At 62.9% G+C, this 14,359-nt stretch carries 13 protein-coding genes; 9 read left to right on the forward strand and 4 right to left on the reverse strand.

What is annotated here, in order from left to right; genetic code table 11:
* The first annotated feature begins 109 nt into the window (after positions 1–109).
* The 7 genes from H290_RS0109860 to H290_RS0109890 all read left to right on the forward strand — a co-directional run bounded on the left by H290_RS0109860 (position 110) and on the right by H290_RS0109890 (position 8,723).
* Entirely contained in the window at positions 110–1,819 is a 1,710-nt protein-coding gene (locus H290_RS0109860; protein ID WP_020106633.1) for an MFS transporter, read from the forward strand.
* A 121-nt stretch (positions 1,820–1,940) separates the two neighbouring features.
* Positions 1,941–2,927: an aryldialkylphosphatase gene (locus H290_RS0109865; RefSeq protein ID WP_020106634.1), complete on the forward strand. Its 987-nt coding sequence runs from the start codon at positions 1,941–1,943 to the stop codon at positions 2,925–2,927.
* 54 nt (positions 2,928–2,981) lie between these two features.
* The gene (locus tag H290_RS0109870; RefSeq protein ID WP_028463006.1) at positions 2,982–3,935 is read left to right on the forward strand and encodes an aryldialkylphosphatase; all 954 of its coding nucleotides are present in this window, start codon (positions 2,982–2,984) and stop codon (positions 3,933–3,935) included.
* A 32-nt stretch (positions 3,936–3,967) separates the two neighbouring features.
* A complete protein-coding gene (locus H290_RS0109875) occupies positions 3,968–5,095 on the forward strand; it encodes an FAD-dependent monooxygenase (RefSeq protein WP_020106636.1) in 1,128 nt (375 codons plus the stop codon).
* A 16-nt stretch (positions 5,096–5,111) separates the two neighbouring features.
* Positions 5,112–6,029, forward strand: coding sequence for an alpha/beta hydrolase (locus H290_RS0109880; protein WP_020106637.1), 918 nt, complete (start codon positions 5,112–5,114; stop codon positions 6,027–6,029).
* A gap of 1 nt (position 6,030) precedes the next feature.
* Positions 6,031–6,972, forward strand: a complete 942-nt coding sequence (locus H290_RS0109885) for an MBL fold metallo-hydrolase (RefSeq protein ID WP_028463007.1) — start codon at positions 6,031–6,033, stop codon at positions 6,970–6,972.
* Between the two features lie 23 nt (positions 6,973–6,995).
* Positions 6,996–8,723, forward strand: a complete 1,728-nt coding sequence (locus tag H290_RS0109890) for a CocE/NonD family hydrolase (protein ID WP_020106639.1) — start codon at positions 6,996–6,998, stop codon at positions 8,721–8,723.
* Positions 8,724–8,797: 74 nt separating this feature from the next.
* Here the strand turns inward: H290_RS0109890 and H290_RS0109895 are convergent, their stop codons facing one another.
* The 4 genes from H290_RS0109895 to H290_RS0109915 form a co-directional block, all read right to left on the reverse strand.
* Complete coding sequence (locus H290_RS0109895) at positions 8,798–9,334, reverse strand: glutathione peroxidase (protein ID WP_020106640.1); 537 nt, start codon at positions 9,332–9,334, stop codon at positions 8,798–8,800.
* Between the two features lie 764 nt (positions 9,335–10,098).
* Positions 10,099–10,752, reverse strand: coding sequence for a response regulator transcription factor (locus H290_RS0109905; RefSeq protein WP_020106642.1), 654 nt, complete (start codon positions 10,750–10,752; stop codon positions 10,099–10,101).
* On the reverse strand, positions 10,749–11,003 hold the full coding sequence (locus H290_RS0109910) for a hypothetical protein (protein WP_020106643.1): 255 nt from the start codon (positions 11,001–11,003) through the stop codon (positions 10,749–10,751). The genes H290_RS0109905 and H290_RS0109910 overlap by 4 nt, the downstream gene beginning before the upstream one ends.
* A gap of 139 nt (positions 11,004–11,142) precedes the next feature.
* Entirely contained in the window at positions 11,143–12,513 is a 1,371-nt protein-coding gene (locus H290_RS0109915) for a glutamate decarboxylase (protein WP_036518570.1), read from the reverse strand.
* A 214-nt stretch (positions 12,514–12,727) separates the two neighbouring features.
* On the opposite strand from H290_RS0109915, the gene H290_RS30175 reads away from it, so the two are divergent.
* Positions 12,728–13,600: an MmpS family transport accessory protein gene (locus tag H290_RS30175; RefSeq protein WP_020106645.1), complete on the forward strand. Its 873-nt coding sequence runs from the start codon at positions 12,728–12,730 to the stop codon at positions 13,598–13,600.
* A 10-nt stretch (positions 13,601–13,610) separates the two neighbouring features.
* The gene (locus H290_RS0109925; protein ID WP_020106646.1) at positions 13,611–14,354 is read left to right on the forward strand and encodes a class I SAM-dependent methyltransferase; all 744 of its coding nucleotides are present in this window, start codon (positions 13,611–13,613) and stop codon (positions 14,352–14,354) included.
* Positions 14,355–14,359 lie beyond the last annotated feature (5 nt).

A 14,359-nucleotide genomic window follows, 5' to 3' on the forward strand; every position in this document is an offset into this window, starting at 1 on the left:
ATCCTTGACACAACGTAAAGTTTTATGACACCTTGCTAAATCAGCGCGTGATTGGCATCACAGATGCCGATGGCGGCACATGAATCCCCGAGCAAGGAGCTCTCACACGATGAGTGACACAACTGCGCGATCACCGCGCTACCTGGCGACCCTCGTCGCCGCATGTCTGGCCGTCATGGTGGCCCAGGTGGCGTATTCGCTGCCCGGTTCACTGAACGGGACGTTTCAGCAGGAGTTCAACATCTCCGGGGCTGAGTTGACCTGGATCAGTGCGGCTTTCGCCACTGCGATGGTCGTCTTCGAGCTGACGTTCGGTGTGCTGGGCGACATGTTCGGCCGTAAGCGCCTGATGCTCGGTGGAGCGGGGCTGATCGTTGTCGGGGCGGCCTTGAGCGCAAGTGCGCAACAGGTCGAGGTGATGTGGATCGGGCAGATCATCTCGGGCATCGGTGCCGGTGCCCTCTATCCGATTTCGCTGGCCATGATCGCGGCAGTGGTGCCGGATGCCCAGGCGCGAGCCAAGGCGATTGCGCTGTGGGCGGGATTCCTGTCACTCGGTGCTGCTGTGTCGCCGATGATGGCCGCCGCACTCGCCGAGTACGCCAGCTGGCGCTGGGCATTTGGCGTTGTGATCGCCTTCGCGCTCTTCTCGTTGGTGGTGTCTCTCGGCGCGCAGGACTCGTCCTCCCCGGAAGGCCGCAAACTCGACATCCCAGGCCAGGTCACGCTCGCTGTCGGCCTGATCGCCCTGCTGTGGGCGTTGACCCAGGGCTCCGAAGAAGGCTGGGGTAATGCTGCGATCATTGCCGGTTTTGTCATCGGAGCGCTGTGCCTGATCGCGTTTGTCGTCATCGAGCTGCGCACCGAGGTGCCGCTGCTGCACCTGAACCTGTTCGCCAACCGCGCATTTGCCATCACCGGTCTCACCGCTGTTGTCGGGATGTTCGCCTTCCTCGGCACCTGCTTCTCGATGAGTATCTGGCTTGGTGCGGTGCAACATGTTTCGCCGCTCAAGATCGGCCTGCTGTTCCTGGTCATCCAGGGGCCGGCGTTCCTGTTGGTGCCGCTCGTGTCGCGGCTCATCCACAGTGTCTCGCCGCGCTGGGTGCTGACATCAGGCTTCGGGTTGATGGCCCTCGCCGGGTATATCTGCTCGCAATTCGATGTCGAGACCTCGACGTGGACCGACTTCATCGCGCCGATGTTGTTGCTCGGCATCGGATTTGCTTTCACGGTTGCCTCGATCACCGCCGTGGCGATCAACACCGTTCCGCTTCGTCTTGCCGGAATGGCCAGCGCCACGACCAACCTCTTGCGCGACTTCGGCTTTGCTCTCGGTCCCGTACTGGTCGCAGCGGTGGCGAACAGCGTCGCCAACGGCCTGCTCCGCGACGGCCTCGGAGCTGCAGCGGCGCAATCGAATCTGGGTGCGGCTCACACCGGTGCGGTCATGGGAATCGGTGAGGAGGGTGGCGCCATGGCGCTCAATTCGATGCCGGTGATCCCAGTGCCCACCGATCCGTCCCAGGCGCCCGGACCGGACAACCCCATGTTGCAGATGCCGGTGGCGATCAAGGAACTGGCGTTGACCTCACTCGGTAGTGGCTACAGCCTCGGGTTCCTGGTGTGCGCAGTGTGCGCTGCCGCCTCGGGTGTCCTGACATTGGTCGGCCTTTTCGGAGCGAAGCCGGAGTCGAAGCTGGCCGCTGACCTGGGTACCGATGTGCTCCACGAAGTGGCGGGCGTCGCTGGCGACGTGGGCGCTGATCCGGATCCGCGTAGCAAGCTGCGCCGGGAGGACTCCAGCGCCGCGCGTTGACTTTACGTTTAATTTGTTAAGTTTGCATACCGATAACCTACTTGACACTATGTAAAACAAAACATAGTGTGATGCTCACCACGCCATGCAGGGCATGGTGCCGACGAAAGGGAAGTGCCCGATGAAGAGCACGCAAAGCGCCGAGAGCAACGCTGTCAACACAGTGCTCGGCCCCGTCTCTGCTGATGAATTGGGTGTCATCTCGGTTCACGAAGCCTTGCTGTCCGTGATGCCGGGTGCGGAACATGCCTTCGACATCACCATCAACCGCGCCGAGATCTTCGAGACCCTCGCGGCGAAGCTGACGGGGTTCCGTGAGAACGGAGGGCAGACGATCGTCGACAGCAGCGGCATGTTCGGTGGGCGCGATGTGAAGCTGTACGAGGCTCTTTCGCGCACAACCGGTGTCCACATCGTCGCGTCCACGGGTATGGGCCCGGAAGAGATGCTCGGCGGGTACTTCCTCACACCGCAGACCAATCCGCCCACCCCGTGGCCGGCGGAGAAGTTCGCCGACCTGTTCACCAAGGAGGTCACCGAGGGCATGGTGGTTCCGCGGGTGGAGCGACGCGGTGCAGCGGGGCTGGTGGTGACCGCCGCGAACCACGCAGGCATGACGGCCACCGAGGAAAGCCTGTTCCGTGGCGCCGCCCGGACCGCACTCGCCACCGGCGTCGCGGTCTCCATTCGGTACGGCGCCGACGCGGTGGCCGACCTCGGCGTCGTCCTTGACGAGAATGTGCCCGCCGACCGTGTTGTCGTGGGCGGTCTCGATCGCAAGGATGCGGTTGCAGCCGGGGCGCCACTGCAGATCGCTCGCCGCGGCGCTTATGTCGCCCTGGACCACGTGGGTGCCGACGATGACGTCCACCTCACCGACCCCGAACGTGCCGCCCTCGTGATCGAGCTGGTCGAAGCCGGCTTCGGCGATCGGATCCTGCTGTCCAGCAACGCTATCGGCGTCGCCAAAGGTCAGCCCGAATATGATCTCCCGTTCAGCTACATACTGTCGACCTTCGCGCCGCTTCTCGCCGCGCAGGGTCTGTCCGACAAGGACGCCCAGCGCATTCTCGTCGGCAACCCGCGCGATCTACTGTCTGCGCGCTGATCTGCCGGCCTGGCCGAAATCCATGAATTCTTCGTCTTACCTGAGGTGATTGTTGTGTCGAGTGTGAACACCGTCCTGGGGCCGATCCCCGCCGAAGAGCTGGGAATCGTGGCCATCCACGAGCACATCGGGTACGGGATGCCCGGATCCGAGCTGGACACCAAATGGTGGAAGACCCCGGAGGAGCGGTACAACGAGACCGTTCCGAAGCTGCGCAAGTTCCATGAGTACGGGGGCGGCACCTTCGTCGATGTCACCGGTATCTGTAACGGTCGCGACATCGATTACTACAAGTCGTTGTCCGCCAAGACCGGCGTCAACATCGTCGCCTGCACCGGATTTGTCGGCGGCGACACCGCGTTACCGTTCTTCGAACGGGCGAGTGTCGAGTACCTCACGCAGCAGTTCATCCACGAGATCACCGTCGGCATCGGGAACACGGGCAGCCGTGCCGGCGTCATCAAGGTAGGCGTGAGCCGTGGTGGTCGGATGACGGACCTCGACAAGCGAATCTACCGTGCCGCCGCTCGCGCTGCCCTGACCGCCGGTGTACCGATCCTGACGCACCTGGCGATCGACGCCGAGAATGCCATCGCCATCTTCAACGAAGAGGGCCTCCCGCTTGATCGGGTTCTGTTCGGGCACGTCGACGACGGTGTGAACGCGGAGAAGACGCGCGACACCTGGATTGCCGAACAGGGCGGACGCGTCGGCTTCGACACCTTCGGTTACGAGACCGAACTCCCGGACCCGCCGTTCTGGGCCCGACCCCGCAAGGAACGCCTGGACCACTTCCTCCGCTTCCTGGGCAAGGGGCACCTGGACATGGCACTCGCCGGCGTCGACGCCAACTGCAGCCCGCTCGGGTGGCCGGGAGTCAAAGGCCACACCGTGAACTACCTCTTCGAGGACCTCATCCCGGACCTGCGCGAAGCCGGTCTGGACGAGGCCACCATCAGCAAGCTCTTCGTCGAGAACCCTGCCGACTTCCTGACGATCCAGAACTGACAGACGCTTTTCGAACAGAGAAGGACAAACCCATGAAGACCACAGAGCTCAACAATCTGAACATTGCGATCGTCGGCGCGGGTTACGCCGGTGCGGCGGCGGCCAAGGCCCTGAGCCTGCTCGGCGCCGACGTCAATGTGTACGAGCAGGCGAGCCAGATCCGAGAGGTCGGAGCCGGTATCGGTTTGCGTCCGTCCACCATGGCGCGTTTTCGCGAGTGGGGCATCTTCGATGCCGTCGCAAAGGTCAGTTCACCGAGCGACTACTTCGAGATCCTCACGGGCACCGGCGATCCGATCATGAAGGAAGGCTGGCCGGCCATCCCGGGGGACATCGAAGGGACCAAGACCCACCTGATCCATCGCGGCGATTTCATCGAAGCCCTCCTCGGTGTGCTCCCTGAAGGCATGGTGCACCTCGGTCACAAACTCTCGACCGTCGAGGACCTCGGTGACCGTTCGGTCCTGACCTTCGCGGACGGAAAAACCGTTGAAGCCGATCTTGTCATCGGTGCCGACGGCATCAAATCGGTTGTGCGTCAGCAACTGTTCAGCGACAAGGGTCCGGTCTTCTCCGGTGAGCACGCCTACCGCACGGTGATCTCCGCCGACGATGCCTACGGCATGGTTGTCGACGACAACCTCCGGATGTACATCGGGCACGGCACCAAGGTGTACCTGTTGCCGCTGCGCCACCGAAACCAGGTCTCCTTCGACATCACTGCCCTGCGTCCGGACAGCACGTGGGCGCCGCAGATCACGAAGGATGATCTCATCGCGACCGTGGAAGGCTTCGACGAGCGGCTCGTGAACATCGCTCGCAACCTCGACATGAACGCTGTGAGTGTTCGGGCGGTCTACGACATCGATCCGGTCGAGCTGTGGCACACGGACTCGGTGGCGCTCGTCGGCGACGCAGCACACTCGATGCTGCATCATCAGGGCCAGGGCGCGAACTCGGCGATCATGGACGCGGGCGGTCTCTCCGACGCCCTGCAACGGGCCGATTCCGTCAAGGAGGCGCTGGCGCTGTACCAGGCAACTCGTAAACCGGAGACCGATGAGCTGCAGCGGATTTCACGTCAAGGTTGGACCGAAGACGAAGTCGAGGATGTGTTCCCCGGGCAGAAGACCGGCGCCCACACGCCGGCAGCCAAGTAGAGACGAGGTCAACGACATGCCATTGAACTCCCAGATTGCGGACGTCCTCGCCAACCTGCCGGCACCACCCGAGGGTCCTCTCGACCCGGTAGTGATGCGGGCAGGGGAGGAGGATCAGGTCGCGCCGGTGAGTTTGCGTCTGCCGCTGCATGCCGTGGAGGACGTCGTGGCCGGGGAGGTGCCGGTCCGGATCTACACGCCGGCTGCCGCCGACTCCTATGGAGTGCTCGTCTACTTCCACGGTGGCGCGTTCTTCCTCGGCAGCGTCAGCACCCACGACCATGTCGCCAGGAACCTCGCGAAAGAGACCGGCCTGAAGGTCATTTCGGTCGATTACCGCAGGGCGCCGGAGGCGGCCTTTCCGGCCGGACTCGATGATTGCCTGGCCGTGGTGAAGTGGGTTGCCGACAACGGTGACGCGCTGACGTGGAATGGTCAGACGCTCGCGCTGGCCGGTGACAGTTCCGGCGGCACGTTTGTGGCGGCCGTTGCTGCACTGGCCCACGACGAGGGCTTCGATCGCATCACCCACCAGGTGCTGTTCTACCCGTCACTGGACCTGGACTTCGATGTCGATCGTTATGCGTCGTTGCGGCACAACGCCGAAGGCTATGGCGTGGAGACCGCCGGGCTGAAGTACTTCAACTCGTTCTACTTCGACAGTGGCGCGGACGCGGCTGACCCGCGGGTCTCTCCGATCAAGCGTGAGGACCTGACCGGACTGCCGCCGGCACTTGTCATCACCGCGGAGTTCGATCCCATGCGTGACGAGGGTGAGCTCTACGGTGAGCGGTTACAGAAGGCCGGAGTTGCGGCAACGATCAGCCGGTACGCCGGAGCCAACCACGGATTCATCCAGAATTTCTCGTGGATCCCGGAATACCACAAGGCTTTCGAGGAGACAGCAGCGTTCCTACGGTCCACAGGGGAGTGACATGACTTCCGACGTGAGAATCCATCCGCTCGTTTCCCCGTGGGGCCGATTCGGTCTCTATAGCTTCTTCATCGATTCGGAGCAGCCGGCGATTGTCGACACCGGGATCGCGTCCTCGCCCGCCGAAGGGATGGCTCCGGCGCTCGAGGCGCTGGGCCGCCGCATCGAGGATGTTCGCTGGATCTTGTTGACCCACGGACACATCGACCACATCGGTGGGGCACATGCGCTGTGGGAGATGGCCGGTCGCCGTGCACAAGTCGTGATCGGTGAGGCCGACGCGCCGCTGCTGCGGTCGCGGCGAGAGCATCTGCGCCAGTACACCGATGTGCGGAGGCAGTACCTGAACGACGCCGACGGCGAGGCCAAGCAGCTGGCCGCCGCCGAAGCGGTCATCTCCGGCGAGATGGAACCGACCATGGTGGTTCGCGGTGGTGAAACCATCTCTCTCGGTGGGGATGTCACGGTGACGGTGCACTCTATACCGGGCCACACCGCGGGGTCTGTCGCCTACGTCGTGAACGGTCAGAACGATGTCTTCGTCGGTGACGCCGTGCAGGTTCACGGCGCGGCCAACGGGTTTCCCGGCTACGAGGATCCGGTGGCCTACCGGTCGAGCCTGGAGTATCTGCGTGATGAGGTCCGTCCGAATCACCTGTATCTCGGACATCCGTATCGCCGGGCGGACGGTGTGCCCTACGGTGTCGAGCTCGATCGCGAGCAGGCGTCCGAGGCCCTCCGGCAGAGCGTCGACATCGAAGGTGGTGTCCAGGGTGCCGCGCACCGATGCCTCTGCGGGGGTCTGCAAGAGACGGATTCGGTGTATTCGCCGTTCGCACCGGTCGCCGGTGAGCTCGGATACGAGGGAGATCCGACCCTCGAACCGTCGCCATTCTTCACAACGTTGCACGGATACCGCACTCAATTCTCCCAGAAGCCTTGACAGAGAACAGGAGTCACGGACTCATGGACGTAATCAACACTTTTGACGCGGGTGGTCAGATCATCCGCATCCGCAAAGACCTCCGGATCCCGATGCGCGATGGGGTCGAGCTGGCGGCAGATGCCTACGAAGGTGTCGATGACAAACCCCGTCCCGCTCTGGTGGCATTGAGCCCCTACGGCAAGGAGTTGCAGGCGCTGGCCCTCACAACTCCGCCGCAGCGTCGCCCCAGCCCGATGTGGGACGGCTGCATCGAGGCCGGCGACATCGCTCGCATCGTCGACCAGGACTACGTCCACGTCATCGGCGACCTGCGCGGCTCCGGAGCTTCCGAGGGCGATCACATCGGCAACTACAACGCCGGTGGTGTCTCGCTCGGTCAGGACGCCTACGACTTCATCGAATGGGTTGCAGCACAACCATGGTGCGACGGCAACGTCGGCATGGTCGGCATCTCGTACTTCGGTTCGATGCAGGTTCTCGCCGCCGCAGAACGCCCACCGCATCTGAAGGCGATCTTCGTCAGCGGCGGACATTACGACTTCTATGAGACCACCTATCACGGTGGTGTCATGTGGTTCATGCCGCGTGCGGCCCGTGAAGGCCGAGGCGGCGACTCCGGTTGGGCGTTCACCGACAACGTGAAGTCGCGCATGCTGGAGACCTACTCCCCGGACGAGATCAAGAAACGCGTCGCCGAGCGCCTCACGGATCCCGACGTCGCGGCGTGGCCCAACCTGGTCCATACGCTGAATTACCCTAAGCACCACGAAGCCTGGTTCGACATCGTGATGAACGAGGTCGATGGTGACTGGTACGAGGAGCGCAATCCGATCACGTTGGCGCCGAACATCGACATCCCGGTCTATCTGCAGATCGACCAGGGTCGCGGCTGGACCATGGACGGCACGATCGAGCTCTTCGATGCGTTGAAGGGTCCCAAGAAGCTGGACATCGGGCCCTACCCGCCCATGCAGTCACGCCCGTTCATCGAAGAGCACGACAAGATGTTCCGCTGGTACGACTACTGGATCAAGGGCATCGACAACGGTGTGATGGACGAGCCGGCCGTGAGTGTGTTCGTGGAGGGCTCACGCGAGGTGGTCACCGCAGCGCAGTGGCCGCCGAAGGACGTCGAATACCGATCGCTGTATCTGCGTCCGCGCCAAAAGCTTTCGACCGAATCGGAGCTGATGGGTGCCGAATACGCCGTACCGGATGGCTTCTATCAGGCTCCGCTGACCGTCACCGACAAGGTCGAGATCCTGAGATGGGAGACGCCGGTGTTCGAAGAGCCTACGGAGATGATCGGCACCGGTGCCGCGCACATCTTCGCCGAGATCGATCAGTCGGACACGAATTTCATTCTGCGCCTGTGGGATTACGCCCCGAACGGCAAGCGGCAGCTCATCACGACCGGGTACCTCAAGGCCTCACACCGTGAGCTGGACGAGCGGACCACCGAGGGCAACCCGCATCACCCGCATACGCGTGCGGTGCCGGTGGAACCGGGCACGATCGAGGAGTATGTGTTGCGGCTCTACCCGTTCGCGAACACTTTCATGCCGGGCCACAAACTCACCGTGGAGTTGTCGAACGACGAACCGTTGGCCGACGAGCACAACGCGCTGCTGCCGCCCGATGCGTTCCATCTGCCGGTGGGTCGTCCGGTCACCCACAAGATCTACCGCGACGCCGCCCATCGGTCGCGGCTCGTGCTGCCGTTCACCACGCGCACGACCACCCCGTAACGATCGAAGCCACCGTGGTCATCGAGTGACCACGGTGGCTTCGGGGGTAGATCGTCGGGATCAGGCCGACCTGATCAGGCGAGCACGCTCTCGAGATCCGCGCTGATCTCTTCGGGGGTGACGGTGGGCTCGTAGCGCTTGATGACGGCGCCGTCGCGGCCGACGAGGAACTTGGTGAAGTTCCACTTGACCTCGTCGGTCCCGATGGCTTCCGGACGCGACTTCTTGACGTGGTCGTAGAGGAAGCCGGCATCGGGGCCGAACTCGCCGGGAGCCTCGGCACGCAGGTAGGTGTACAGCGGATCGGCACCCTCGCCGTTGACCTCGATCTTGCCGAAGATCGGGAAGGTGACGTCGAAGTTGACGTTGCAGAACTCGGCGATCTCGTCGGCGGTTCCGGGCTCCTGTCCACCGAACTGGTTGCAGGGGAAGCCGAGGATCTCGAGTCCCTTGTCCTTCTTGTCCCGGTAGAGCGCTTCGAGGCCCTCGTACTGCGGGGTCAGGCCGCACTTGCTCGCCACATTGACAACCAGGAGTACCTGGCCCTCGTATTCCTTCAGTGGCTTGGTGCCGCCATCGGCAGTGGTGGCGGCGAAGTCATGGGTGCTCATCGAGTTCTGTTCCTCACTATGGGGATCTGGGGGGCAAGTCCACTCCACGTTAGCGCGGGGAGACGGCGGTCGCCTCGGCGATGGTCGCTCAGCCCGGAATGAGCGCTTCCCGTGCCGCCGCAGCGAATTCCCGTCCGGGCTCGCCGAAAACCCGGGTATCGGGAAAGTACATCGAGGCCAAACCACTCAACAGCGAACCGCAGGCCCCCGGTCGAACCGCGACCTTGTACCACATCTCGATCGAACATCCGTGAATGGTCCGCGTCCAATCATTCCGATCCTCAATCGCTTTTTTGATCCGGTCAGCATCTGACCTCTTGACGCCGGGTACACCTGGCAGCTTCTCGACAGAGGTGGTGAGATCGGCAGTTGAAGAAGGGTAAGTGATCGAGTGCATCGCGCTCTCCCGTGTGACGGAAAATTGACCACTTGGCCAACCTTATGACGGTCGCACGGAACGGCAGGTCAAGCCACCCTTGATCGAAACTTTTGACATTTTTTTGCCGCGGATATTTGTGATCGTTCATGGAGCGGCCGAGCAACCCATGTTGAATGATCATGAAAATAGGATTTCTTTTAGTTGGACATCGAGGTCACGCGGATGCGGTGTGGAATCTGGGGTTGTTTTACCATCGTGATGACGGCCTCGAGTCGCCGCTGGTCGATCGCGGACGCGCAGTGTGATGGTCACCGCAGGAATCCCGCCGAATCGCACCCACTCCTCGGTGGTCCCAGACCGCCAGATCGACGTCGGCCAACACCGGTCAGATCAAGCCCTCTCGCATCGCGTAGGCGACCGCGTGCGAACGATTGCGCAGCTGCAATCGCGTTGTCACGTCATGCAGGACGTTCTTCACCGTCCGCTCGGAGTAGCACAGCCGACGTGCGATTGCCGTGGTGTCGAGGCCGTCGGCAACCAGTCGCAGGACCTCGACCTCACGTTCGGCCAGACCGGAGTACTGGAGGCCGCGGGGAGCGCGTGCTTGACGCTGCATCCGCCCGACCTGGTCGAGCAGACTGCCGAGCAGATCCGCGGGGACCACACCGCCACCGGCGGCCACCCGGCGGATCTGTGCGATCAGCGCGTCGGCATTCGCGTCGGCGCGACGCACCAGGCCGGCGACCCCGGACTCGGCTGCATCCACGACGGTGGTGTCGTCGAGGACCCCGAGTACCAGCATCGTCCGCGGAACTCCGCCGCGCTGCAGGGCGCGCAGATTGCGCTTCACCGCATCGTCGAGACGGTCGGCCACCACAATCGCGACTTCGGCCGAATCCACGTCGGATTCGTCGACCAACCGGATCTCCGGTCGCATGTGCAGTTGGCTGGCCACCCCGGCCTGAAGGATGGTGTCGTTCGAGTACACGTAGGTCAGGATGCGATGCTGCATCCCGGCAACCACCTTGTTGTCGTTCACAGTGACACCCCGGATGACAAGGTTGCCGGTGAAGATGCGGGCGCCGATATCACCGAGTCGACGAGCACCGCGGTGCCTGCCTCCCAGACCGATTGGAATGGCTTGACGACCTGATCCGATTCGGACGACCCGTCTTTCGTACAAGCGGCGAGGGTGAGAATGATGCCGGCGACGAAGACTGCGAGTGTCACCGTCGACGACTTCAGCAGATCGCGAAGCGGCGTTTGAGGAATTCCGGTCTGTCGGGACATGTACTGATCGTGGTCGCCCGACGATGCGACAACGCGAGTAGCGCACTACCCGAATATGCGGGTACACGCGACGGTTGGGGTGCGTATCACCCCAACCGCCTGCGTAGTTGCCGACCGTGCATCCTGTGCGCCGGCAGGATCAGTGTGCGAAGTGTTGCTTTTCGGACAGGTGGCCGGTGGCGTTGAGCTTGCGGAGATCGGCGATGACCTGGACGAGGTGCTGGTGCAGGACGCGTGCCATGTCGCGTGAGAATCCTTCGCGGACAACAACTCTCAGAACTGCCAGGTTGGTGACGTTGTCGGGCATCGTGTAGGCCGGGACCTGCCAGCCGTAGGCGCGTAGGCCATGGCTGATGTCGAATGCGGTGAACTCGCAGGATTCGTGGAGTCTGAACGTGACCACCGGGATGGCGGAACCGTCGGTGATGATCTCGATTTCGTCTTCTTCGGCGATCTGCCCGGCGAACCACTGTCCGGTGGCGGACAGCGACTTCATGATGTCGGTGTAGCCCTGCCGGCCCAGGCGGATGAAGTTGTAGTACTGCCCGATCACCTGATTGCCCGGCCGCGAGAAGTTGAGGGTGAACGTCGGCATGTCGCCGCCGAGATAGTTGACCCGGAAGACGAGGTCCTCGGGCAGCCACTCCTTGTTGCGCCAGACAACGAATCCGACGCCGGGGTAGGTCAGGCCGTACTTGTGGCCGGAGACATTGATGGACACCACGCGGGGCACCCGAAAGTCCCATTCGAGTTCCGGATGCAGGAACGGAAGCACAAAGCCGCCGCTGGCGGCATCGACGTGGATCGGTACGTCCACGCCACCGTCGGCCGCCACCTTGTCGAGTGCGTCCGCGATGGCTTTCACCGGTTCGAGCTCACCGGTGTAGGTGGTGCCGGCGATGACCACAACGCCGATCGTGTTCTCGTCGACGGCGTCGATCACCTGCTCAGGGGTGATGACGTAGCGGCCCTCCTCCATGGGGAGGTAGCGGGGCTCGACTTCGAAGTAGCGGCAGAACTTCTCCCACACCACTTGCACGTTGCTGCCCATGATCAGGTTGGGAGTGCCGGGGGTGCCGCTCTGCTTGGCTTTCCACAGCCATTTCAGGGCCAGGCCACCGAGCATGACTGCCTCGGACGAACCGATGGTGGAGGTGCCGGTGGCGCTGGAGGCGTCGGAGGGATCGAGATCCGGTGCGTTGAACAGATCGGCGACGATGGCGACGCAGCGTTCTTCGATGGCGGCGGTCAGCGGGTACTCGTCTTTGTCGATCATGTTCTTGTCGAACGTCTCGGCCATCAATTTCTCGGCCTCGGGGTCCATCCAGGTGGTGACAAACGTCGCGAGATTGAGGCGGGAGTTCCCGTCCAGCATGAGTTCGTCGTGGATGAATCGATATGCGACACCGGGATCCATCGATTCCTCGGGCATCTTCAGGGCCGGCACACCCGACACCGCAAAGCGGCCGGTATAGGCGGGAGTAATAGTTCCGCGGTCGAGGTCTGACATCCCAGTGAACTCCATCGTTGGCAGCTGAAAACAGAACGGCCGAGCGTGATCTGCTCGAATGTTACCGGTCCGGCGCAGGTGCGGCTTGATGTTTTGGCCGTGGCCACAATTCGGCTCGTGACGGATTGAAGGGACTGCGAATCGGTGGAGTAGCGGCACATACTTCTGGCGCCGGTAATGTTTGAACTCTGACCGTCGACGTGAGGAGTGCACGATGGGTCCCGGAAACAAGAACGATCCCGAGAATTCCGACCATCCGACGTGGGGTGGCGGTCAGGATCCCGCGCAGCCGCAGCAACCATATTGGGGCCCACCGCCGGATCAACAGGGTTACGGGCCCAGTGGCACCACGCAGATGCCGTCACAGGATTCCGGTCAGTCTCCTCAGTATGGTCAGTCTCCTCAGTACGGGCAGCCGCAGTACGGCGGTGAGCAGTACGGCAATCAGTACGGCGGCAATCAATATGGCCAGCCGGTTGTCGGTGGTCAGCCCGCGTACAGCCAACAGCCCGACTACAGCCAGCAGTATCCGAATGCACCGTACGGCGGAGGCGGACCTCCCTACGGTGAACCTCCCTACGGTGGGTATGGCGGCGACGGTCAGCCACCGGGCGATGGTGGGAGCAAGAAGGCCGTCTGGATCATCGTGGGTGTCGTGGCGTTCTTGGTCCTCGTCCTGGGCGGAGTCTTCGCAGCAGTGGCGTTGTCCGGTGATGACAACGACGACCCGGGCGTCGCCACGTCATCGACGGCCACATCGGATGCGACAAGCACCGACGAGACCGAAATCGACTCGACCACAACAGAGGCCACGACCACCACTACCGGTGAATCGTCGGGCAGCGTCACGTATGAGGTCACCGGCAACGTCGATTTCATCATCTACACCAGCAGTGATGGGCAGGAGACAGTTGTCGATCCGAGTGTTCCCTGGTCGACGACCGTGGAAGCCACCGGTCGTGAGTTGATGGTCAGTGCCATGGCGGCCGACGGCAGCGATGTCTCCTGTTCGATCAAGGTGGACGGGAAGACGGTTGCAGAGGACAAGGGTGCATTGGCGATTTGCGTGAGTCTCGACGGAAGCTAGCGGCGAATCGATGACCGACCCGGACGAACGCGCGCGGATGTCCACCTCGTTCGGGGAGCAGGCGCGTGCCTACAGCCGCGGCCGGCCCGACTATCCGGCCGCGGCAGTGGCCGGGCTGCTCGACGCGGACGCCCGGGTCGTCGCTGATATCGGTGCCGGCACAGGCAAACTCACCGCATCGCTGATCGATGCGGGCCGCACGGTCTACGCGGTCGAGCCCGACGCGGAGATGCTCGATGTCCTGAAAGCGCAGTTGCCCACCGTGCGCGGCCTGATCGGAACAGCCGAGCAGATCCCGTTGGCGGACAACGCCGTTGACGCGCTCGTGTTCGGTCAGGCGTGGCACTGGGTGCGTCCGGACGTCGCGGCAACCGAGGCCGCACGAGTGCTTCGTCCAGGCGGCACATTGGGCTTGATCTGGAACATCCGTGATGAATCAGTGCCGTGGGTGCATCAATTGACGGCCATCGTGACAGCCAGCGAAGCCGAACTGTACGTGGCCGCCGGAGTACCGGAATTGGGTGCCGGATTCGGTCCGTTGATGCACAAGGTCGTTCGCTGGGACCGCACATTGACCGGCCCACAATTGCTGGCCATGGTGGCCTCCCGCAGCGCCGTCATCACCGCGACGGACACCGATCGGGCCCGAATACTTGCGGAGGTCGAAGCCCTTGCCGCCGACGTATCCGATGAGGACGGAAACATCGTCCTGCCCTATCTCACGCATACGTACCGTGCTGAATCGGCTGACTGAACGGC

This window comes from Nocardia sp. 348MFTsu5.1 (assembly GCF_000383535.1).
In the GTDB taxonomy this organism is placed as follows: Bacteria; Actinomycetota; Actinomycetes; order Mycobacteriales; family Mycobacteriaceae; genus Williamsia; species Williamsia faeni.